The sequence below is a fragment of the Escherichia sp. WS568 genome, assembly GCF_046486085.1.
Classification (GTDB): Bacteria; Pseudomonadota; Gammaproteobacteria; order Enterobacterales; family Enterobacteriaceae; genus Escherichia; species Escherichia coli.
In genome coordinates, this window is record NZ_JBJQMC010000014.1 from 117,737 (window position 1) to 139,589 (window position 21,853).

The 21,853-nt window shown below is 50.5% G+C and carries 21 protein-coding genes; 8 read left to right on the forward strand and 13 right to left on the reverse strand.

The features are described from left to right. Positions 1-4: 4 nt before the first annotated feature. The 9 genes from atpH to asnC form a co-directional block, all read right to left on the reverse strand. Positions 5-538, reverse strand: a complete 534-nt coding sequence (gene atpH / locus ACJHWR_RS16360; RefSeq protein WP_001288587.1) for a F0F1 ATP synthase subunit delta — start codon at positions 536-538, stop codon at positions 5-7. Between the two features lie 14 nt (positions 539-552). Continuing rightward, positions 553-1,023, reverse strand: coding sequence for a F0F1 ATP synthase subunit B (atpF, locus tag ACJHWR_RS16365; RefSeq protein WP_001052219.1), 471 nt, complete (start codon positions 1,021-1,023; stop codon positions 553-555). A 61-nt stretch (positions 1,024-1,084) separates the two neighbouring features. Then, positions 1,085-1,324: a F0F1 ATP synthase subunit C gene (atpE, locus tag ACJHWR_RS16370; protein WP_000429386.1), complete on the reverse strand. Its 240-nt coding sequence runs from the start codon at positions 1,322-1,324 to the stop codon at positions 1,085-1,087. Between the two features lie 46 nt (positions 1,325-1,370). Then, entirely contained in the window at positions 1,371-2,186 is an 816-nt protein-coding gene (gene atpB, locus ACJHWR_RS16375; protein ID WP_000135618.1) for a F0F1 ATP synthase subunit A, read from the reverse strand. An 8-nt stretch (positions 2,187-2,194) separates the two neighbouring features. After that, positions 2,195-2,575 (reverse strand): F0F1 ATP synthase subunit I, encoded by a 381-nt coding sequence (atpI, locus tag ACJHWR_RS16380; RefSeq protein ID WP_000116695.1) that lies wholly within the window; start codon positions 2,573-2,575, stop codon positions 2,195-2,197. Positions 2,576-3,191: 616 nt separating this feature from the next. Next, positions 3,192-3,815, reverse strand: a complete 624-nt coding sequence (gene rsmG / locus ACJHWR_RS16385) for a 16S rRNA (guanine(527)-N(7))-methyltransferase RsmG (protein WP_000932838.1) — start codon at positions 3,813-3,815, stop codon at positions 3,192-3,194. Positions 3,816-3,878: 63 nt separating this feature from the next. Beyond that, on the reverse strand, positions 3,879-5,768 hold the full coding sequence (mnmG, locus tag ACJHWR_RS16390; protein ID WP_000499756.1) for a tRNA uridine-5-carboxymethylaminomethyl(34) synthesis enzyme MnmG: 1,890 nt from the start codon (positions 5,766-5,768) through the stop codon (positions 3,879-3,881). A gap of 378 nt (positions 5,769-6,146) precedes the next feature. After that, positions 6,147-6,590, reverse strand: a complete 444-nt coding sequence (gene mioC / locus ACJHWR_RS16395) for an FMN-binding protein MioC (RefSeq protein ID WP_000763753.1) — start codon at positions 6,588-6,590, stop codon at positions 6,147-6,149. Between the two features lie 89 nt (positions 6,591-6,679). Beyond that, on the reverse strand, positions 6,680-7,138 hold the full coding sequence (gene asnC, locus ACJHWR_RS16400; RefSeq protein ID WP_000432967.1) for a transcriptional regulator AsnC: 459 nt from the start codon (positions 7,136-7,138) through the stop codon (positions 6,680-6,682). A 151-nt stretch (positions 7,139-7,289) separates the two neighbouring features. Here asnC and asnA point away from each other — a divergent pair, with 151 nt between their 5' ends. Then, on the forward strand, positions 7,290-8,282 hold the full coding sequence (gene asnA, locus ACJHWR_RS16405; RefSeq protein WP_000845091.1) for an aspartate--ammonia ligase: 993 nt from the start codon (positions 7,290-7,292) through the stop codon (positions 8,280-8,282). A 4-nt stretch (positions 8,283-8,286) separates the two neighbouring features. On the opposite strand, the gene viaA is transcribed toward asnA, so the two are convergent. Both viaA and ravA read right to left on the reverse strand, forming a co-directional pair. After that, complete coding sequence (gene viaA, locus ACJHWR_RS16410; RefSeq protein WP_000956652.1) at positions 8,287-9,738, reverse strand: ATPase RavA stimulator ViaA; 1,452 nt, start codon at positions 9,736-9,738, stop codon at positions 8,287-8,289. Beyond that, positions 9,732-11,228 carry an ATPase RavA gene (ravA, locus tag ACJHWR_RS16415; RefSeq protein ID WP_012311586.1) on the reverse strand — a complete coding sequence of 499 codons (1,497 nt, stop codon included), beginning with the start codon at positions 11,226-11,228 and terminating at the stop codon, positions 9,732-9,734. Before ravA ends, viaA begins: the two co-directional genes overlap by 7 nt. Positions 11,229-11,450: 222 nt before the next feature. Here ravA and kup point away from each other — a divergent pair, with 222 nt between their 5' ends. The 7 genes from kup to rbsR all read left to right on the forward strand — a co-directional run bounded on the left by kup (position 11,451) and on the right by rbsR (position 19,354). After that, entirely contained in the window at positions 11,451-13,319 is a 1,869-nt protein-coding gene (gene kup / locus ACJHWR_RS16420; protein ID WP_000102319.1) for a low affinity potassium transporter Kup, read from the forward strand. 166 nt (positions 13,320-13,485) lie between these two features. Beyond that, complete coding sequence (gene rbsD, locus ACJHWR_RS16425; RefSeq protein ID WP_000715936.1) at positions 13,486-13,905, forward strand: D-ribose pyranase; 420 nt, start codon at positions 13,486-13,488, stop codon at positions 13,903-13,905. 7 nt (positions 13,906-13,912) lie between these two features. Further along, complete coding sequence (gene rbsA, locus ACJHWR_RS16430) at positions 13,913-15,418, forward strand: ribose ABC transporter ATP-binding protein RbsA (protein ID WP_000387770.1); 1,506 nt, start codon at positions 13,913-13,915, stop codon at positions 15,416-15,418. Positions 15,419-15,422: 4 nt separating this feature from the next. Beyond that, on the forward strand, positions 15,423-16,388 hold the full coding sequence (rbsC, locus tag ACJHWR_RS16435) for a ribose ABC transporter permease (RefSeq protein ID WP_000211858.1): 966 nt from the start codon (positions 15,423-15,425) through the stop codon (positions 16,386-16,388). Positions 16,389-16,412: 24 nt separating this feature from the next. Further along, complete coding sequence (rbsB, locus tag ACJHWR_RS16440) at positions 16,413-17,303, forward strand: ribose ABC transporter substrate-binding protein RbsB (protein ID WP_001056273.1); 891 nt, start codon at positions 16,413-16,415, stop codon at positions 17,301-17,303. Positions 17,304-17,428: 125 nt separating this feature from the next. Further along, positions 17,429-18,358 carry a ribokinase gene (rbsK, locus tag ACJHWR_RS16445; RefSeq protein WP_001361088.1) on the forward strand — a complete coding sequence of 310 codons (930 nt, stop codon included), beginning with the start codon at positions 17,429-17,431 and terminating at the stop codon, positions 18,356-18,358. A gap of 3 nt (positions 18,359-18,361) precedes the next feature. Continuing rightward, positions 18,362-19,354: a ribose operon transcriptional repressor RbsR gene (gene rbsR, locus ACJHWR_RS16450; protein ID WP_000224470.1), complete on the forward strand. Its 993-nt coding sequence runs from the start codon at positions 18,362-18,364 to the stop codon at positions 19,352-19,354. Here the strand turns inward: rbsR and mdtD are convergent. Both mdtD and ACJHWR_RS16460 read right to left on the reverse strand, forming a co-directional pair. Further along, positions 19,320-20,747 (reverse strand): multidrug transporter subunit MdtD, encoded by a 1,428-nt coding sequence (gene mdtD, locus ACJHWR_RS16455; protein ID WP_001280852.1) that lies wholly within the window; start codon positions 20,745-20,747, stop codon positions 19,320-19,322. The genes rbsR and mdtD overlap by 35 nt on opposite strands. A gap of 22 nt (positions 20,748-20,769) precedes the next feature. Continuing rightward, positions 20,770-21,462, reverse strand: coding sequence for a FadR/GntR family transcriptional regulator (locus ACJHWR_RS16460; RefSeq protein WP_001131177.1), 693 nt, complete (start codon positions 21,460-21,462; stop codon positions 20,770-20,772). Between the last annotated feature and the right edge of the window lie 391 nt (positions 21,463-21,853).

Consider the following 21,853-nt stretch of genomic DNA (forward strand, 5'->3'; position numbering starts at 1 on the left):
CCCCTTAAGACTGCAAGACGTCTGCAAGGCGCTCAAGACGACCGCGTACGCTGCCATCAATGACCATATCACCCGCTCGGATGATAACGCCTGCCATTACAGACTTATCGATTTTGCAATTCAGCTTAACTTTGCGTGACAGACGTTTTTCCATCGCAGCAGAAATTTTCGCGAGCTGTTGTTCACTCAACGCGGCAGCGGAAATGACGTCTACCTCAGCGGTAGCCTCACTCACGGCACGCAGGTGAATAAACTGCTCCAGAACATCCGGGAGCGCGTTAAGACGACCATTTTCAGCCATTACCCGAATCAGGTTCTGACCGTTTTCGTCCAGTTGCTCACCACAAACTGCGATAAACGACTCGGCGAGCGTTTCTGGCGCAAGCGCGCCAGAGAGAAGCTCTGCCATTTGTTCGTTTTTGGTTACCTCGGCGGCAAACGCCAGCATGTCCTGCCAGCGTTCTACACTTTGGTGTTCGACGGCAAAGTCAAAAGCTGCTTTGGCGTAGGGGCGAGCTACCGTAATAAATTCAGACATCAGCCCCTCCCTCCTTACAGTTCAGCGACAAGTTTATCCACGATGTCGCTGTTAGCAGCTTCATCCACGGAACGTTCGATGATCTTCTCGGCGCCAGCAACAGCCAGGATAGCAACTTGCTTACGCAGCTCTTCACGGGCACGTTTACGCTCGGCTTCAATTTCCGCCTGCGCCTGGGCCACGATTTTAGTACGTTCCTGCTCTGCTTCAGCTTTAGCTTCGTCCAGAATCTGCGAGCGGCGTTTGTTCGCCTGCTCGATGATTACCTGGGCTTCCGCTTTCGCTTTTTTCAGCTGGTCGGTCGCGCTGGCCTTTGCAAGGTCAAGGTCCTTATGTGCTCGTTCTGCGGAAGCAAGGCCGTCAGCAATTTCTTTTTGACGTTTTTCGATGGCTGCCATTAATGGCGGCCATACGTACTTCATGCAGAACAGAACGAACAGGACAAACGCGATGGCCTGGCCGAGGATTGTTGCGTTAAGATTCACAGCACAATGCCTCTATTTAGTTAACGTTCTGATATTGCTCTTTAAATAAAAGCAACGCTTACTACGCGACAGCGAACATCACGTACAGACCCAGACCTACAGCGATCATCGGGATAGCATCCACCAGACCCATAACGATAAAGAACTGAGTACGCAGCAGAGGAATCAGATCAGGTTGACGCGCTGCGCCTTCCAGGAATTTACCCCCGAGGATGCCGATACCGATCGCAGCACCGATTGCCGCCAGACCCATCATCACAGCGGCAGCCATGTACAGCAGATCCATATTCAGGTTTTCCATGACAGTCTCCAGTTTGTTTCAGTTAAAACGTAGTAGTGTTGGTAAATTAATGTTCTTCAGACGCCATCGACAGATAGACGATCGTCAGAACCATGAAGATGAAGGCTTGCAGCGTAATGATCAGGATGTGGAAAATGGCCCACGGCACATTCAGAATCCACTGTGACCACCACGGCAACAGACCAGCAATCAGAATGAAAATCAGCTCACCGGCATACATGTTACCGAACAGTCGCAAACCGAGTGAAACTGGTTTGGACAGCAGGCTTACCCCTTCAAGGATTAAGTTGACAGGAATGAACGCCCAGTGATTGAACGGCTGCAGCGTCAACTCTTTCGTGAAGCCGCCGATGCCTTTCATTTTGATGCTGTAGAACAGAATCAGGATAAATACGCCCAGTGCCATAGACAGCGTTACGTTCACGTCCGCAGACGGAACCACACGCAGTGCCGGCAGCCCCAGTACATGTTCAGCAATGTACGGCAGCAGGTCGATAGGCAGTAAATCCATCAGGTTCATCAGGAATACCCAGACGAAGATCGTCAGGGCCAGCGGAGCAATCAGCTTGCTTTTGCCATGGTACATGTCTTTCACGCTACCATTAACAAAGCCGATCACCAGCTCAATCGCGGTCTGAAACTTACCTGGCACACCGCTGGTCGCCTTTTTGGCTACGCTACGGAATAAAACCAGGAACAACAGACCCAGCACCACCGAGAAGAACATGGAGTCAATATTGATTGTCCAGAAGGTGGCTGGGGGGTTATGTGGATCCACCAGCGAGAATGTACGCAGGTCCAGCTGAAGGTTGTTCAGGTGGTGTCCTATGTAATCCTGCGGCGTCATATTTTCTGAAGCCATGATGCCTTTTACCCTTTGTTGTTAATTACAGCCGGTGCCAGTATCTGAACCACCAGCACCAAAACCCACGTAACGATCAGCGGCAAGAATACCGCCTTTAAAACCGCCAACGCCACCACCAGTAACACCAACATCGCCAGAACTTTGAAAGCTTCGCCAAATGCGAATGTCCAGGCCACCCGGCCTTTCGCTGGTGTATGCGCCTGGTGACGCCAGGCAAATATCATAAACAAAACGTTAGGCAGAAAGACTGCCAGGCCCCCGCTTATTGCAGAGACGCCCCAGAAGGGGTCTTTGAGGCTGAACAGCAATCCACTTGCTATCACCACCAGTAACTGAACGAGCAGAAGCTTCCGAGCAACGTTTCGACTCACGAGCGACACAGACATCACGTTTTTCACTCCTGCTCCCTTCGAGGTATGCCGCGTGTCGTATAAAACTTTCTTTAAGGCTTAGAGTCAAGCATCAAAAAGCGGTCAAATTATACGGTGCGCCCCCGTGATTTCAAACAATAAGTAGCCAAAAGGTGAATAAATGTTTAAATATTTTTCCAGTGCATACAATTGCGACTTTTCTGCAAACCCTGTTCGATCATGAAAAACTGTAAATAACGCGTAAACACTGGTGATAAAGCGTGCTTCAGATCACATATTGAGCATGTTCGCGCACAGCATATTTATTTACTTGGCAAATGATGCCTTTGCAAGTTTATGATATTTCAGTCTAAAAACAGATACTGTTTTAATAAATGACATTTACACAACAAAAACCACCCATTGACATTTTTAATAATGTTTTAACAGCCAATGATGATTCTTAGCGCCGATTTTTAGCAGACTGATATTTTCACTTATGACTTATTTTCTGCTTACCAAAAAAAGCCACGTTACTTTGTTGATGCAAAAGAGTGAACGTGGCGTTAAATATAACCAGTTATATCAGTAGAAAACCGGGTTGTTGTTAACAGTCTAACCGGTCAATTTTTTATGATTTTTTTGATAAAAATTAAATTTTATTTGCTTTAATCATCACCAGATGACGTTCGCCATCCAGGGCCGGAACGTGAAGTTTAACCACTGATTCGACCTGATATTCTTCGGGCAACAAAGCGATTTCATCTTCCGGCATTTGGCCTTTCAGCGCGTAGAAACGACCTTGCTCACCAGGAAGATGGTGGCACCAGCTCACCATATCGTTCAGAGAGGCAAAAGCGCGGCTAATTACGCCATCAAATGGCGGCTCAGAAGGAAACTCTTCTACCCTGCTCTGTACTGGCTCAATATTCTCCAGTTTAAGCTCATGTTGCACCTGACGAAGGAAACGCACGCGTTTACCAAGGCTATCCAACAACGTGAAGTGGGCTTCAGGACGCACGATAGAGAGTGGAATGCCAGGCAGTCCTGGTCCGGTGCCGACATCGATAAACCGTTCACCTTGCAGATACGGAGCTACCACAATGCTATCGAGAATATGGCGTACCAGCATCTCATTAGGATCGCGAACCGAAGTCAGGTTGTACGCTTTATTCCATTTATGCAGCATATTCACGTAGGCAATAAGCTGGTTTTTCTGGTGATCGGTAAGCGAAATACCTGCGTCTTTCAGCAGTAAGGAGAGTTTGTTGAGCACGGTGATTACCTGTTCTTGATGCGTTGCCTGGTAAGCGGGTGCTTACCAGGCATTTTTAATGCGTTATGCGCTACGACGCAGCATACCCTGTTTTTTCAGCCACACCAGCAGAATGGAGATGGCCGCAGGCGTGACGCCAGAAATACGCGAAGCCTGACCGATAGAGGCCGGTTTGTGATCGTTAAGTTTGGCGATCACTTCGTTAGAAAGACCGGATACCTGGCGGTAATCCAGCGTCGCTGGTAGCAGGGTGTTCTCGTTACGCAGCTGCTTTTCGATCTCATCTTGCTGGCGCGCGATATAACCTTCGTATTTAACCTGAATCTCAACCTGTTCCGCCGCCTGTTCGTCTGTCAACGCAGGGGCAAACGGCGTCAGCGTGGTTAATTTTTCATAAGTCATTTCCGGACGACGCAGCAGATCTTCACCACTGGCTTCACGGGAAAGTGGCGCAGTCAGGTGAGCATTCACTTCGGCTGCAGCTTCCGCCGACGGGGTTACCCAGGTCGATTTCAGACGCTGACGCTCACGCTCGATATTCTCAAGTTTCTCGTTAAAGCGCGCCCAACGTTCGTCATCCACCAGGCCCAGTTCACGACCGATTTCAGTCAAACGCAGATCCGCATTATCTTCGCGCAGCATCAGACGATATTCTGCGCGCGAGGTAAACATACGATACGGTTCTTTGGTTCCTAAAGTGCACAGGTCATCAACCAGTACGCCGAGATACGCCTGAGAACGCGCCGGAGCCCAACCTTCTTTGTCTGCAGACAGACGGGCAGCGTTAAGACCAGCCAGCAAACCTTGCGCAGCGGCTTCTTCGTAACCGGTAGTGCCGTTAATCTGACCAGCAAAGAACAGCCCCTGGATAAACTTGCTCTCCAGCGTCGGTTTCAGGTCGCGTGGATCGAAGAAGTCATACTCAATGGCATAACCCGGACGCACGATCTTCGCGTTTTCCATCCCCTGCATGGAGCGGACGATTTGCATCTGCACATCGAACGGCAGGCTGGTGGAGATACCGTTCGGATAAATTTCGTTAGAGGTCAGCCCTTCCGGTTCAAGGAAGATCTGATGCTGATTTCTGTCGGCGAAGCGCATGACTTTGTCTTCGATCGACGGGCAGTAGCGTGGGCCGACACCTTCGATCACCCCTGCGTACATTGGGCTACGATCGAGGTTACTGCGGATCACATCATGGGTTTTCTCGTTGGTATGAGTGATATAACACGGCACCTGCTGGGGATGCTGGGACGCATTGCCCATAAACGAGAATACCGGCATTGGGTTATCGCCATGCTGTTGCGCCAGTACGCTAAAGTCGATGGTTCGAGCATCAATACGCGGTGGTGTCCCGGTTTTCAGACGACCAACGCGCAGCGGCAGTTCACGCAAACGGCGAGAAAGCGGAATGGACGGCGGATCACCAGCACGGCCACCGCTGTAGTTATCCAGACCGATATGAATTTTACCGTCGAGGAACGTCCCAACGGTGAGCACGACAGCTTTGGCACGGAACTTCAGTCCCATTTGGGTAACGGCTCCGACCACGCGATCGTTTTCGACAATAAGATCTTCAACTGCCTGCTGGAAGATCATCAGGTTCGGTTGGTTCTCCAGCGCCGTACGTACCGCCTGCCGGTAGAGCACACGATCCGCCTGAGCTCGGGTAGCGCGAACTGCCGGTCCCTTACTTGCGTTTAGTATCCTAAACTGGATACCCGCCAGATCGATCGCTTTCGCCATCAGACCGCCGAGTGCATCCACTTCTTTTACCAGATGTCCCTTCCCAATACCGCCGATCGCCGGGTTGCAGCTCATCTGCCCCAGAGTGTCGATATTGTGTGTCAAAAGCAGAGTCTGTTGACCCATACGCGCCGCGGCCATCGCGGCCTCGGTGCCTGCATGACCCCCGCCAATGATGATGACGTCAAAAGGATCCGGATAAAACATGGTGATTGCCTCGCATAACGCGGTATGAAAATGGATTGAAGCCCGGGCCGTGGATTCTACTCAACTTTGTCGGCTTGAGAAAGACCTGGGATCCTGGGTATTAAAAAGAAGATCTATTTATTTAGAGATCTGTTCTATTGTGATCTCTTATTAGGATCGCACTGCCCTGTGGATAACAAGGATCCGGCTTTTAAGATCAACAACCTGGAAAGGATCATTAACTGTGAATGATCGGTGATCCTGGACCGTATAAGCTGGGATCAGAATGAGGGGTTATACACAACTCAAAAACTGAACAACCGTTGTTCTTTGGATAACTACCGGTTGATCCAAGCTTCCTGACAGAGTTATCCACAGTGGATCGCACGATCTGTATACTTATTTGAGTAAATTAATCCACGATCCCAGCCATTCTTCTGCCGGATCTTCAGGAATGTCGTGATCAAGGATGTTGATCTTCAGTGTTTCGCCTGTCTGTTTTGCACCGGAATTTTTGAGTTCTGCCTCGAGTTTATCGATAGCCCCACAAAAGGTGTCGTATTCACGACTGCCAATACCGATTGCGCCAAAGCGTACCGCAGAAAGATCGGGCTTTTGTTCCTGTAATGCTTCATAGAAAGGAGAAAGGTTGTCCGGAATATCTCCGGCACCGTGGGTGGAACTGATAACCAGCCAGATCCCCGAGGCAGATAATTCTTCCAACAGCGGACCGTGCAGCGTTTCGGTGGTAAAACCCGCCTCTTCCAGCTTTTCAGCCAGGTGTTCTGCTACATATTCGGCACCGCCGAGGGTGCTGCCGCTGATAAGAGTGATATCTGCCATAAACCGCCACCTTTATTAAGAGTGGCGTATTGTACGCTGTGAACGCGCTGGGATCTACCTGTGGAAAAGTATGGGATTAAAAAAGCCGATCATGGCTTGATGGTACGCATGATCGGGTTTTGCAGGACGATCAGTGTCTCGGTGGACTGAATTTCATCAATTGTTTGGATCTTGTTGATAAGTACATGCTGGAGGGCGTCGATCGAACGGCACATCACTTTGATAAAGATGCTGTAGTGGCCGGTGGTGTAGTAGGCCTCGGTGACTTCATCAAGGCTTTCCAGCTTTGCCAGCGCGGAAGGATAGTCTTTGGCACTCTTCAATATAATGCCGATAAAGCAGCCTACGTCATAACCGAGCTGTTTCGGGCTGACGTCAATACGCGCCCCTGTAATGATTCCCGCCTGCTTCATTTTCTCTACACGAACGTGAATCGTCCCCGGGCTTACACCAAATTGTTTCGCCAGTTCGGCGTAAGCAGTGCGTGCATTTTCCATTAATGCTTCCAGGATGCCGCGGTCCAGATTGTCGATCAGATAATTTTCCATAGGTTTTTCTTATGAGAATTAATGATTCACTCTATTTTAGCCTTATTTTTTAATGAATCAAAAGTCACTATGGCTTTTTATTGAATGAATATTGCATGAGGGCCAATTTTTGTTGCTTAATCTTAATCAACAGGACGCAGGAGTATAAAAAATGAAAACCGCTTACATTGCCAAACAACGTCAAATTAGCTTCGTGAAATCTCACTTTTCCCGTCAACTGGAAGAACGCTTAGGGCTGATTGAAGTCCAGGCGCCGATTCTTAGCCGTGTGGGGGATGGCACGCAGGATAACTTGTCGGGCTGTGAAAAAGCGGTGCAGGTAAAAGTGAAAGCTCTGCCTGATGCCCAGTTCGAAGTGGTTCATTCACTGGCGAAGTGGAAACGTCAGACATTAGGGCAACACGACTTCAGTGCGGGCGAAGGGCTTTACACGCACATGAAAGCCCTTCGCCCCGATGAAGACCGTCTTTCTCCGTTGCACTCGGTCTATGTTGACCAGTGGGACTGGGAACGCGTAATGGCCGACGGCGAGCGTCAATTCTCGACTCTGAAAAGCACGGTAGAGGCGATCTGGGCGGGAATTAAAGCAACCGAAGCTGCGGTTAGCGAAGAGTTTGGCCTGGCACCGTTCCTGCCGGATCAGATCCACTTCGTACACAGCCAGGAGTTACTGTCTCGTTATCCGAATCTTGATGCCAAAGGGCGTGAGCGGGCGATTGCGAAAGATCTTGGCGCGGTATTTCTCGTCGGGATTGGCGGCAAGTTGAGTGATGGCCATCGTCACGACGTGCGCGCACCGGATTATGATGACTGGAGCACCCCGTCAGAGCTGGGCTATGCGGGGCTGAACGGCGATATTCTGGTGTGGAACCCGGTACTGGAAGATGCGTTTGAGCTTTCTTCCATGGGGATCCGCGTTGATGCCGACACGCTGAAGCATCAGCTGGCGCTGACCGGTGACGAAGATCGCCTGCAACTGGAGTGGCATCAGGCGCTGCTGCGCGGTGAAATGCCGCAGACCATCGGCGGTGGTATCGGCCAGTCTCGTTTGACCATGCTGCTGCTGCAACTGCCGCATATCGGCCAGGTTCAGTGTGGAGTATGGTCAGCGGCAGTTCGTGAGAGCGTCCCTTCTCTGCTGTAATCGTTTATCGTCGCCAGCGTCTGAGCAGGCGGCTTCGCATCCCGGTATCAAAGCGCCAGATATGATCGAAAATGCGCATGATGCCGGGTTTGCCATGTGCCGACATCGCCACGGCATGAAAGCGATGCTGATGTACCCGCTGCAACTCTTTCACTTTACTCGTCACGTCGTCAGGCAACCGCTGGGCGATAAAATCAGAAATCACCACCGCATCGGCGTCAAACCATTCCCGGCTTTGCAATCGTTCCATAATGGCGCGAAAACAACTGGCAAGATCAGTACCACCACGAAAACGCTGGCTTAAAAAACGGATTGCCTGTTCGATGCCTTGTGGGCCTGAAAGCTCATAACGGACGATCTCGGTGGAAAATAGCATAATATAGCAGCGCCGGTTTTCAGCGAGAGCAATGCGCATCAAGGCCAGGCAGAACGCTTTCGCACACTGTTCATTAAAGCCGCCCATTGAGCCGGAAGTATCCACACAGACAATAAACGGTCCGCGCGGCTGTTCGTCGTAATCTTTATGCACCACCGGGCGTTCGATCACTTTTTCACGCCACGACTCACCGTGCAGGCGATAGGTGAGCAACTGTTTTTCCACCAGCCGACGGTAAAACTCATACTCCAGTTCTGTTATCCCTAGTGTCGCCAGTTCTGGCGGCAGGAGACGTAAAATATCATCGCTTTGTTGCAGACCATCAACCTGCTCAGGAACCGTCGCCGGTTCGCGCACCAGGGTGCGGAAGGTTTCCATCTGCGCATCGTTGCGCGGTATTGATTTGGCTTCCCGGGAACGCCCCAACTGTTCTGCCAGGCGTTTCAGTTCCGGCTGTTCGTTCAGAAATTCACCGTATTTCACAATCAACTGATAGTCGCCACGTTTAAGCTGACCGGCGCTCATATCCCACAGACGACCAGCTGCGGTATTGTTATCTGCGAGAATCGGTTCAAGTTGTCCGCTCTGCGTCATGCGTTCCTGAACTTCACTCAACAGTTGTTCGCGTTCTTCTTCTAATAGCTGTTGATTTAACGTCGTTGCTTGCACGATCAGACTTAAACGCCAACGCTGGAGAAAAAGCGTGTGTAACGCTGAAGTGATCGTGCTGTTAGCATCAACCAACTGTCGGGCTTGTTCTGCCCATGGGGAATTCAGACGATGCAGTAAGTCCAGGATCTGTGGTAGCTGCACAATAAACTGCGGCGTGGAGAGGAGCTGGCTTTGCTGATAGCACATCACCTCTTCGGTGAGTTCCGGCGGGACTCGGGCATCTTTCAGCCGACTGCGCAGCGCCTCACGCCAGCGGGGAACATCATCAGTGATAGCCGCCTTCAGTCGTGGGAATTTTTCAAAGAAGACCGCCAGCTGCGGTGAGGCCAGCAGCGCGATGATCATCTCTTCGATCAATCCCTCTTCGCTGACGGCCAGCATCACATTAAGCGTATCCAGCGTTAGCATTGTTGCGCCTGGCGAATCTGTGCACCGACATCCTGTAGGCTGGCTTCAATGCGACCTAACCAGTCGCCAGGGATAAACAGACATTTTTGCTGTTCGCTGAATAAAGCGTGTTGCTTGCGCCAGTCGCTTTCAAGCTCTTCCAGTTGTTGTTTTATTTCACCTGGCAGACCTTCAGCCGATGAACCGGGAAGTGCCAGCGTACTGCCTTGTAAACTTACATCGCGTACAACAAGATGTTGGGTGCTATCAACTTCCAGATTCAGTTTCTGGGCAAAGCCGATACCGTTTAGTTTGCCGCGAATTTCACCACCTTTGCTCAGCCACTGTTCCAGCGCGCTACGCTCAAAGGTGATATGAACCACTTCCATATCATGCAGTTTTAACGGTTTTTGCAGCAGCAGAGTCAGAGTGGAAGCAGTAACGTTAACAGGGAGTTGATACTGCTGACGACGGCTGAAAATGCCGCCCAGACGAATTACCGTTAAGGCTGTTTTATCGCTTTGTTGCTGCTGTAGTTGCAGGTGACGTTGCACAATCGCGCCCAGGCGGGTCAACATCCCTTGCTGTTGCCAGGCATGACCGGTCATCAATACATCGATTTGTTGTTGTATCAAATTCAGGCTTTGCGCGTCATACCACAGGCAATCTTTCAGCAAAATGAGATCAACCGGGGCAACAGCACTGCGACCGCTAAAAAAGGCGCTGGCCTGCAATAATCGAATCGCTTTTTTCCAGCGACGATCCGAGACATAAGGCGCATCCGGTAATTTATCCAGTTGCTGGCGCAGCATAAAAATCAGCTCAAATACATGATCGGGCAGCGTAATTTCACCAATCTCTTTCTGCCAGCGTTCATATTCTTCATCTGTGACCTGCAAGGAGGTAGGAACCGGATTGTCGTTTTCATCCTGTTGACTGGTCAGCATGGAGCGGAAATTCGCTTTATCCTGCACTTTATCTAACCACAGACGAATCAGCATGCGGTCATATAACGCTTCCAGACTGCTGTCTGCTTCCGGCAGCTCGTTGGAGGCCGCCACCAGCAGGCGCATCGGGATTTTTTCTATGTGTGCACCGTTGCGGAACTGGCGCTCGTTAATGGCGGTGAGCAGGGTATTAAGAATTGCCGGACCCGCTTTCCAGATCTCATCCAGAAAGACGATTTCTGCTTCCGGCAGGTAACCGCTGGTTAAACGTTCATAGCGCCCTTCATCTTTTAGCGCCTGAATAGAAAGGGGACCAAAAACCTCTTCCGGCGTGGAGAAGCGAGTCATCAGATATTCAAACGCGCGGGCATTCTGAAAGGCGAATTTTAAGCGCCGGGCGATCAAACTTTTGGCAATACCTGGCGGGCCAAGGAGGAACACACTTTCACCACTTAATGCCGCTAATAAACACAAGCGGATGGCGTGGCTACGTTCATAAAGCCCCTTTTCCAACGAACTGCTCAGGCGGGAAATTCTTTCCGCTAATAAATGAGGGTGAGCCATAATGAAGTGGCGTCCTTTCGTCAAAAGTTCTGCGTAAATTGCGAGTATAGACGTTTCTTGCTGGTGGCTAAAATAGTCTCAAAGGGGGGGTATTTTTCTTTGAGCCAGGTTAATGTGGCCGCATTTAGGAGTACGATTTTGCCGTTAATCGTGCATACTGTGCGCTTTTTTGTGGGCCAAGGGACTAAGCACACATTTCATATTTCAACGAAAGACTAGTCTATGAGCACTGATAATAAGCAATCATTGCCCGCGATTACCCTCGCGGCGATTGGAGTTGTCTACGGCGATATTGGTACCAGCCCGTTATATACACTTCGTGAATGTTTGTCCGGCCAGTTTGGTTTTGGCGTTGAACGCGATGCCGTGTTTGGCTTTTTATCGCTGATCTTCTGGCTGCTAATCTTTGTGGTTTCCATTAAATATCTCACCTTCGTGATGCGGGCAGATAACGCCGGTGAAGGGGGGATCCTGACGTTGATGTCGCTTGCCGGGCGTAATACGTCGGCGCGAACCACATCAATGCTGGTGATTATGGGGCTAATCGGCGGCAGCTTTTTCTATGGTGAAGTCGTCATAACACCCGCTATTTCGGTGATGTCAGCCATTGAAGGTCTGGAAATCGTCGCCCCGCAGCTGGATACCTGGATAGTTCCCCTCTCAATTATCGTTCTCACTTTATTATTTATGATTCAAAAACATGGCACGGCTATGGTCGGTAAGCTGTTTGCACCGATCATGCTGACCTGGTTTTTGATTCTGGCAGGGCTGGGGTTACGTAGCATTATTGCTAACCCGGAAGTGCTGCATGCACTGAATCCGATGTGGGCGGTGCATTTCTTCCTTGAATACAAAACGGTTTCTTTTATTGCATTAGGGGCAGTGGTGCTGTCGATTACGGGGGTCGAGGCGCTGTATGCTGATATGGGGCACTTTGGTAAGTTCCCTATTCGTCTGGCGTGGTTCACCGTCGTATTGCCTTCCTTAACCCTTAATTACTTCGGCCAGGGAGCGCTGTTGTTAAAGAATCCGGAAGCGATTAAGAACCCGTTCTTCCTGTTGGCACCGGACTGGGCGCTGATCCCGCTGCTGATCATCGCCGCACTGGCGACGGTAATTGCCTCGCAGGCGGTTATCTCTGGCGTCTTCTCATTGACGCGTCAGGCGGTACGTCTGGGATATTTGTCGCCGATGCGCATTATTCACACCTCCGAAATGGAGTCAGGGCAAATCTATATTCCCTTTGTGAACTGGATGCTCTATGTCGCGGTCGTGATTGTGATTGTCAGCTTTGAGCACTCCAGCAACCTGGCGGCGGCGTACGGGATTGCGGTGACCGGAACCATGGTGCTGACGTCTATTCTCTCGACTACCGTGGCACGTCAGAACTGGCACTGGAATAAGTATTTTGTTGCGCTGATCCTGATTGCTTTCCTTTGTGTCGATATTCCCTTGTTCACCGCTAACCTCGATAAACTGCTCTCCGGCGGCTGGTTGCCATTAAGCCTCGGTACGGTGATGTTTATCGTGATGACCACCTGGAAGAGCGAGCGTTTCCGCTTGCTGCGGCGGATGCATGAACATGGTAACTCTCTGGAAGCAATGATTGCTTCGCTGGAGAAATCACCGCCCGTTCGCGTGCCTGGGACCGCGGTGTATATGTCGCGTGCAATCAACGTCATTCCCTTTGCGCTGATGCATAACCTGAAACATAACAAGGTATTGCATGAGCGGGTGATTCTGTTAACTCTGCGCACCGAAGACGCGCCATATGTCCATAACGTCCGTCGGGTACAGATTGAACAACTGTCGCCCACTTTCTGGCGCGTGGTGGCAAGTTATGGTTGGCGAGAAACGCCAAACGTGGAAGAAGTTTTCCACCGCTGCGGTCTGGAAGGATTAAGTTGCCGGATGATGGAAACCTCCTTCTTTATGTCGCATGAGTCGTTGATCCTCGGCAAACGCCCGTGGTATTTGCGTCTGCGCGGCAAGCTGTACTTGCTGCTGCAACGTAATGCGCTGCGTGCGCCGGATCAATTTGAAATCCCGCCAAACAGGGTTATCGAACTGGGTACTCAGGTCGAAATCTAACGCCAGACGCCTCCTTTCTCCATAAGGGGGCGTTTTTGTTTTCATGGTTAATCACCATGTAAAACGTTTCGAGGTTGATCACATTTCCGTAACGTCACGATGGTTTTCCCAACTCAGTCAGGATTAAACTGCGGGTCAGCGAAACGTTTCGCTGATGGAGAAAAAAATGAAAAAAGGCACCGTTCTTAATTCTGATATTTCATCGGTGATCTCCCGTCTGGGACATACCGATACGCTGGTGGTGTGTGATGCTGGTTTACCCATCCCCAAAAGTACAACGCGTATCGATATGGCATTAACCCAGGGGGTACCTTCTTTTATGCAGGTGCTGGGCGTCGTCACAAATGAAATGCAGGTCGAAGCTGCCATTATCGCGGAAGAGATCAAACAACATAATCCGCAACTCCACGAAACGTTGCTCACTCACCTTGAGCAGCTGCAAAAACACCAGGGAAATACCATTGAAATTCGTTACACCACGCATGAACAATTCAAACAACAAACCGCAGAAAGTCAGGCGGTAATTCGCAGCGGAGAATGTTCTCCGTATGCGAATATCATTCTCTGTGCTGGCGTGACGTTCTGAGGCCGTCATGGAAGCATTACTTCAGCTTAAAGGCATCGATAAAGCCTTCCCGGGCGTAAAAGCCCTCTCGGGCGCAGCGTTAAATGTCTATCCGGGCCGCGTGATGGCGCTGGTGGGCGAAAACGGCGCGGGTAAATCCACCATGATGAAAGTGCTTACTGGTATCTATACTCGCGATGCCGGCACGCTTTTATGGCTGGGGAAAGAAACGACATTTACCGGGCCGAAATCTTCCCAGGAAGCCGGGATTGGGATTATCCACCAGGAACTGAACCTGATCCCGCAGTTAACCATTGCCGAAAACATTTTCCTCGGTCGTGAGTTTGTTAATCGCTTTGGCAAAATTGACTGGAAAACCATGTATGCCGAAGCGGATAAATTGCTGGCTAAACTTAACCTGCGCTTTAAAAGCGACAAGCTGGTGGGCGATCTTTCCATCGGTGACCAGCAAATGGTTGAAATTGCCAAAGTGCTGAGCTTTGAGTCGAAAGTCATCATTATGGATGAACCGACCGATGCGCTGACCGATACCGAAACCGAATCCTTGTTCCGCGTCATCCGCGAGCTGAAATCGCAAGGCCGCGGTATTGTCTATATCTCCCACCGCATGAAAGAAATCTTCGAGATTTGCGATGACGTTACCGTTTTTCGTGATGGGCAATTTATTGCTGAGCGTGAAGTAGCATCACTGACCGAAGATTCGCTGATTGAGATGATGGTGGGTCGCAAGCTGGAAGATCAATATCCGCACCTGGACAAAGCGCCGGGAGATATCCGCCTGAAAGTCGATAATCTCTGCGGACCTGGCGTTAACGATGTCTCTTTTACTTTACGCAAAGGCGAAATTCTTGGCGTCTCTGGTTTGATGGGCGCAGGTCGTACCGAACTGATGAAAGTGCTCTACGGCGCACTGCCGCGCACCAGCGGTTACGTCACCCTGGATGGGCATGAAGTCGTTACCCGTTCACCGCAGGATGGCCTGGCAAACGGCATTGTGTATATCTCCGAAGACCGTAAACGTGACGGTTTAGTGCTGGGCATGTCAGTAAAAGAGAACATGTCGCTGACAGCGCTGCGCTACTTCAGCCGCGCTGGCGGCAGTTTGAAGCATGCCGATGAACAGCAGGCAGTAAGTGATTTCATTCGTCTGTTTAATGTGAAAACGCCGTCGATGGAACAGGCAATTGGTCTGCTCTCCGGTGGCAATCAGCAAAAAGTGGCGATTGCCCGTGGTCTGATGACACGCCCCAAAGTGTTGATCCTCGATGAGCCTACCCGTGGCGTAGATGTCGGCGCGAAAAAAGAGATCTATCAACTGATTAACCAGTTCAAAGCCGATGGCTTGAGCATCATTCTGGTGTCATCGGAGATGCCAGAAGTATTAGGCATGAGCGATCGCATCATCGTCATGCATGAAGGGCATCTCAGCGGGGAATTTACTCGTGAGCAGGCCACCCAGGAAGTGTTAATGGCTGCCGCTGTGGGCAAGCTTAATCGCGTGAATCAGGAGTAAAAAAATGACAACCCAGACTGTCTCTGGTCGCCGTTATTTCACGAAAGCGTGGCTGATGGAGCAGAAATCGCTTATCGCTCTGCTGGTGCTGATCGCGATTGTCTCGACGTTAAGCCCGAACTTTTTCACCATCAATAACTTATTCAATATTCTCCAGCAAACCTCGGTGAACGCCATTATGGCAGTCGGGATGACGCTGGTGATCCTGACGTCGGGCATCGACTTGTCGGTAGGTTCTCTATTGGCGCTGACCGGCGCAGTTGCTGCATCTATCGTTGGCATTGAAGTCAATGCGCTGGTGGCTGTCGCTGCCGCTCTCGCGTTAGGTGCCGCAATTGGTGCGGTAACCGGGGTGATTGTAGCGAAAGGTCGCGTCCAGGCCTTTATCGCTACGCTGGTTATGATGCTTTTACTGCGCGGCGTGACCATGGTTTATACCAACGGTAGCCCAGTGAATACTGGCTTTACTGAGAACGCCGATCTGTTTGGCTGGTTTGGTATTGGTCGTCCGCTGGGTGTACCGACGCCAGTCTGGATCATGGGAATTGTCTTCCTCGCGGCCTGGTACATGCTGCATCACACGCGTCTGGGGCGTTACATCTACGCGCTGGGCGGCAACGAAGCGGCAACGCGCCTTTCTGGTATCAACGTCAATAAAATCAAAATCATCGTCTATTCTCTTTGTGGTCTGCTGGCATCGCTGGCCGGGATCATTGAAGTGGCGCGTCTCTCCTCCGCACAACCTACGGCGGGGACTGGCTATGAGCTGGATGCCATTGCTGCGGTGGTTCTGGGCGGTACGAGTCTGGCGGGCGGAAAAGGTCGCATTGTTGGGACGTTGATCGGCGCATTAATTCTTGGCTTCCTTAATAATGGATTGAATTTGTTAGGTGTTTCCTCCTATTACCAGATGATCGTCAAAGCGGTGGTGATTTTGCTGGCGGTGCTGGTAGACAACAAAAAGCAGTAATAACGACTACAGGACATCTTGAATATGAACATGAAAAAACTGGCTACCCTGGTTTCCGCTGTTGCGCTAAGCGCCACCGTCAGTGCGAATGCGATGGCAAAAGACACCATCGCGCTGGTGGTCTCCACGCTTAACAACCCGTTCTTTGTATCGCTGAAAGATGGCGCGCAGAAAGAGGCGGATAAACTTGGCTATAACCTGGTGGTGCTGGACTCCCAGAATAACCCGGCGAAAGAGCTGGCGAACGTGCAGGACTTAACCGTTCGCGGCACCAAAATTCTGCTGATTAACCCGACCGACTCCGACGCAGTGGGTAATGCTGTGAAGATGGCTAACCAGGCGAACATCCCGGTTATCACTCTTGACCGCCAGGCAACGAAAGGTGAAGTGGTGAGCCACATTGCTTCTGATAACGTACTGGGCGGCAAAATCGCCGGTGATTACATCGCGAAGAAAGCGGGTGAAGGTGCCAAAGTTATCGAGCTGCAAGGCATTGCCGGTACATCCGCAGCCCGTGAACGTGGCGAAGGCTTCCAGCAGGCTGTTGCTGCTCACAAGTTTAATGTTCTTGCCAGCCAGCCAGCAGATTTTGATCGCACTAAAGGTTTGAACGTAATGCAGAACCTGTTGACCGCACATCCGGATGTTCAGGCTGTATTCGCGCAGAATGATGAAATGGCGCTGGGCGCGCTGCGCGCACTGCAAACTGCCGGTAAATCGGATGTGATGGTCGTCGGATTTGACGGTACACCGGATGGCGAAAAAGCGGTGAATGATGGCAAACTAGCAGCGACTATCGCTCAGCTACCCGATCAGATTGGCGCGAAAGGCGTCGAAACCGCCGATAAAGTACTGAAAGGTGAGAAAGTTCAGGCTAAGTATCCGGTTGATCTGAAACTGGTTGTTAAGCAGTAGTTTTAATCAGGTTGTATGACCTGATGGTGACATAAATACGGCATCGACAGATGAACGTGTAATATAAAGAAAAGCAGGGCACGCGCCACCCTAACACGGTGGCGCATTTTATGGACATCCCGAATATGCAAAACGCAGGCAGCCTCGTTGTTCTTGGCAGCATTAATGCTGACCACATTCTTAATCTTCAATCTTTTCCTACCCCAGGCGAAACCGTAACCGGTAACCACTATCAGGTTGCATTTGGCGGCAAAGGCGCTAATCAGGCTGTGGCTGCTGGGCGTAGCGGTGCGAATATCGCGTTTATTGCCTGCACTGGCGATGACAGCATTGGTGAGAGCGTTCGCCAGCAGCTCGCCACTGATAACATCGATATTTCTCCGGTCAGCGTGATCAAAGGCGAATCAACAGGTGTGGCGCTGATTTTTGTTAATGGCGAAGGTGAGAATGTCATCGGTATTCATGCCGGCGCTAATGCTGCCCTTTCCCCGGCACTGGTGGAAGCGCAACGTGAGCGTATTGCCAACGCGTCAGCATTATTAATGCAGCTGGAATCACCACTCGAAAGTGTGATGGCAGCGGCGAAAATCGCCCATCAAAATAAGACTATCGTTGCGCTTAACCCGGCTCCGGCTCGCGAACTTCCTGACGAACTGCTGGCACTGGTGGACATTATTACGCCAAACGAAACGGAAGCAGAAAAGCTCACCGGTATTCGTGTTGAAAATGATGAAGATGCAGCGAAGGCGGCGCAGGTACTGCATGAAAAAGGTATCCGTACTGTACTGATTACTTTAGGAAGTCGTGGTGTATGGGCTAGCGTGAATGGTGAAGGTCAGCGCGTTCCTGGATTCCGGGTGCAGGCTGTCGATACCATTGCTGCCGGAGATACCTTTAACGGCGCGTTAATCACGGCGTTGCTGGAAGAAAAACCATTGCCAGAGGCGATTCGGTTTGCCCATGCTGCCGCTGCGATTGCCGTAACACGTAAAGGCGCACAACCTTCCGTACCGTGGCGTGAAGAGATCGACGCATTTTTAGACAGGCAGAGGTGACGCTTGGCTACAATGAAAGATGTTGCCCGCCTGGCGGGCGTTTCTACCTCAACAGTTTCTCACGTTATCAATAAAGATCGCTTCGTCAGTGAAGCGATTACCGCCAAAGTTGAAGCGGCGATTAAAGAACTCAATTACGCGCCATCAGCTCTGGCGCGTAGCCTCAAACTCAATCAAACACATACCATTGGCATGTTGATCACTGCCAGTACCAATCCTTTCTATTCAGAACTGGTGCGTGGCGTTGAACGCAGCTGCTTCGAACGCGGTTATAGTCTCGTCCTTTGCAATACCGAAGGCGATGAACAACGGATGAATCGCAATCTGGAAACGCTGATGCAAAAACGCGTTGATGGCTTGCTGTTACTGTGCACCGAAACGCATCAGCCTTCGCGTGAAATCATGCAACGTTATCCGACAGTGCCTACCGTGATGATGGACTGGGCACCGTTCGATGGCGACAGCGATCTTATTCAGGATAACTCGTTGCTGGGCGGAGACTTAGCAACGCAATATCTGATCGATAAAGGTCATACCCGTATCGCCTGTATTACCGGCCCGCTGGATAAAACTCCGGCGCGCCTGAGGTTGGAAGGTTATCGGGCGGCGATGAAACGTGCGGGTCTCAACATTCCTGATGGCTATGAAGTCACTGGTGATTTTGAATTTAACGGCGGGTTTGACGCTATGCGCCAACTGTTATCACATCCGCTGCGTCCTCAGGCCGTCTTTACCGGAAATGACGCTATGGCTGTTGGCGTTTACCAGGCGCTATATCAGGCAGAGTTACAGGTTCCGCAGGATATCGCGGTGATTGGCTATGACGATATCGAACTGGCAAGCTTTATGACGCCACCATTAACCACTATCCATCAACCGAAAGATGAACTGGGGGAGCTGGCGATTGATGTACTCATCCATCGGATAACCCAACCGACCCTTCAGCAACAACGATTACAACTTACTCCGATTCTGATGGAACGCGGTTCGGCTTAGATTTACGCTGTCTTTTGATCAAATTATTACCATCGGTTGTTTTCAGAAGCATGAACATTGCTGCTGAAGCAACAGTAATAATGCCCATCGTGATAAACGTATAGTGGAATTGTTCGACAGTCGTTGTGCCTTCCATCCCTTCATAAACGCGAAGGACGGCCGCACTTACAGCAACGCCTAAACTGATAGACAGTTGCTGCGTGACCGCCAGAACACTGTTACCGCTGCTGGCGTTGTCATCGGTCAGATCGGCAAGTGTGATGGTATTCATCGCGGTAAATTGCGTCGACATAGCCATCCCTAATATAAACAACGGCAAGATCAGCATCCATATCGCCATTGCCGGTGATTGCAAAGAGAACTGAGCGATCATTAGCCCAATAATCACCGTGATCCCCACTAACGTATGGCGATAGCCCAGACGACGTAAGACTTGGGTAACCATCGATTTTGCAATAATGGAACCTAACGCTGTCGGTGCCATCATACAGCCGGCAATAAACGCCTGATAACCAAATCCTACCTGTAACATCAATGGCATAAGGAACGGTACACAACCGGTCCCCAGACGGGTTGCAATATTGCCTACGATACCGATCGAGAAAGTGCGGGTTTTAAATAAATCTAATGAAATTAATGGGTTTGGCGTGCGTCGTGCATGGAGAATATAGAGAAGCAGTAACCCGATGCTGGTGACAATTACCGTCAAGGCAATCCAACTGGCGACAATCTTTTCCCCGAATAGCTCTATTCCGCTTGAGAAGAGAACAAGGCTAAGGCCAAACAGCAAAAAGCCAGTGATATCGAATCTGCGTCGTGCGGTGGTGAAATTGGGCATATGTTTGCGCGCGTAAAGAAGGCCCGCAATACCTATGGGGATATTGATTAAAAATATCCAGTGCCAGGTTGCCCAGGTGACCAGCACGCCGCCAAGAACGGGGCCTAAAATTGGCCCCACCAGACCCGGCATGGCGACAAAATTCAATACAGGAAGAAGCTCATTACGAGGATAAGCGCGCAGTAAGGCCAGCCGAGCAACAGGCATCATCATTGCGCCGCCTATCCCTTGAATAACCCGGAAGACAACCAGCTGTGGTAGCGAGTTAGAAAGTGCGCAGGCCAGAGAACCCAACGTGAACAGACTCACGGCAAGGGTAAATATGCGACGCGTACCGAAGCGATCGGCTAGCCATCCGCTTACCGGAATAAGCATCGCCACCGTCAGCGTATAACTGATGATGGCTGATTGCATCGCGAGAGGAGAACGATTAAGGCTATGAGCGATTGCGGGTAAGGCGGTATTCAGAATAGTGGCATCAAGTGCCTGCATGAAGAAGGCCATCGCCGCGATCCACGGCAAACCCGCCATACTGCGCTTCTTTTTATCGCTCATTCAATGTCCTGTTATCGGGTTATCACTTATCTGGTGAGCGTAGCAGCGCCTGACAAGCTTTAAATGCCGCGTCGCCATCGCTTTGGATAATCGCATCGACAATCGCCTGGTGCAGATCCAGCTTTATCACTGTGTCGCTGGTTATTGACGTGAAGTAAGTGTGATAAACCGAATGGAATAGCGAGGCGAATGAGGTCAAAAACGGATTGGCGCTCATTTCATAGATATGCTCATGCCAGGCCATATCGACCTCAATCCAGCGTTCACGGCGAAAGTTCTCTTTTAATGCCACCATTTCGGCCATTAACGTATTGAGATGCGCCTTCTGTTCCGCGGTGCCAACCGTTGCAGCCAGTAGGCAAGCTTGCGGCTCCAGACAGATACGCATAACCAGAAAGTGATCGATGACCTGATGAAAGTTCTCTTCTGTCATCCACCAGGTAAGCAATTCCTGATCAAGAAAATTCCAGTTTGATTGTGGCATGACCCGGGTACCAATTCGCGGTCGCGGTAAAACCATCCCTTTTGCCGTTAACGTTTTGACCGCTTCGCGTACCGCTGTACGACTCACTCCAAATTGCTCGCCCAGCTCAATCTCACCAGGCAAAATGGTGCCGGGTTCATATTCACCTTTTAAGATGCGTTGCGCCAGCTTCTCAGCCAGAACATACGAAAGGTTTTTCTGTGCAGCTAACTGTTGTGCGCTTAAAGGCATTACTAATCTTCCTTTTTCTTTTTATTCCTCCTTAGTATGCCACCAGGAAGTGTGATTACGGTTGCAAAAACGGCAAATTGCTTGTTTTATGGCACATTAACGGGGCTTTTGCTGAAAAAATGCGCGGTCAGAAAATTATTTTAAATTTCCTCTTGTCAGGCCGGAATAACTCCCTATAATGCGCCACCACTGACACGGAACAACGGCAAACACGCCGCCGGGTCAGCGGGGTTCTCCTGAGAATCTCAACAGAGAAAGCAAAAAAATGCTTGACTCTGTGGCGGGAAAGCGTATTATGCACACCCCGCGCCGCTGAGAAAAAGCGAAGCGGCACTGCTCTTTAACAATTTATCAGACAATCTGTGTGGGCACTCGAAGATACGGATTCTTA

Bases quoted from the DNA above. Each gene is read 5' to 3' on its own strand.
- atpH (WP_001288587.1), bottom strand. From the start codon at position 538: ATGTCTGAATTTATTACGGTAGCTCGCCCCTACGCCAAAGCAGCTTTT.
- atpE (WP_000429386.1), bottom strand. From the start codon at position 1,324: ATGGAAAACCTGAATATGGATCTGCTGTACATGGCTGCCGCTGTGATG.
- atpB (WP_000135618.1), bottom strand. From the start codon at position 2,186: ATGGCTTCAGAAAATATGACGCCGCAGGATTACATAGGACACCACCTG.
- atpI (WP_000116695.1), bottom strand. From the start codon at position 2,575: ATGTCTGTGTCGCTCGTGAGTCGAAACGTTGCTCGGAAGCTTCTGCTC.
- mnmG (WP_000499756.1), bottom strand. From the start codon at position 5,768: ATGTTTTATCCGGATCCTTTTGACGTCATCATCATTGGCGGGGGTCAT.
- mioC (WP_000763753.1), bottom strand. From the start codon at position 6,590: ATGGCAGATATCACTCTTATCAGCGGCAGCACCCTCGGCGGTGCCGAA.
- asnC (WP_000432967.1), bottom strand. From the start codon at position 7,138: ATGGAAAATTATCTGATCGACAATCTGGACCGCGGCATCCTGGAAGCA.
- asnA (WP_000845091.1), top strand. From the start codon at position 7,290: ATGAAAACCGCTTACATTGCCAAACAACGTCAAATTAGCTTCGTGAAA.
- viaA (WP_000956652.1), bottom strand. From the start codon at position 9,738: ATGCTAACGCTGGATACGCTTAATGTGATGCTGGCCGTCAGCGAAGAG.
- ravA (WP_012311586.1), bottom strand. From the start codon at position 11,228: ATGGCTCACCCTCATTTATTAGCGGAAAGAATTTCCCGCCTGAGCAGT.
- kup (WP_000102319.1), top strand. From the start codon at position 11,451: ATGAGCACTGATAATAAGCAATCATTGCCCGCGATTACCCTCGCGGCG.
- rbsD (WP_000715936.1), top strand. From the start codon at position 13,486: ATGAAAAAAGGCACCGTTCTTAATTCTGATATTTCATCGGTGATCTCC.
- rbsA (WP_000387770.1), top strand. From the start codon at position 13,913: ATGGAAGCATTACTTCAGCTTAAAGGCATCGATAAAGCCTTCCCGGGC.
- rbsC (WP_000211858.1), top strand. From the start codon at position 15,423: ATGACAACCCAGACTGTCTCTGGTCGCCGTTATTTCACGAAAGCGTGG.
- rbsB (WP_001056273.1), top strand. From the start codon at position 16,413: ATGAACATGAAAAAACTGGCTACCCTGGTTTCCGCTGTTGCGCTAAGC.
- rbsK (WP_001361088.1), top strand. From the start codon at position 17,429: ATGCAAAACGCAGGCAGCCTCGTTGTTCTTGGCAGCATTAATGCTGAC.
- mdtD (WP_001280852.1), bottom strand. From the start codon at position 20,747: ATGAGCGATAAAAAGAAGCGCAGTATGGCGGGTTTGCCGTGGATCGCG.
- ACJHWR_RS16460 (WP_001131177.1), bottom strand. From the start codon at position 21,462: ATGCCTTTAAGCGCACAACAGTTAGCTGCACAGAAAAACCTTTCGTAT.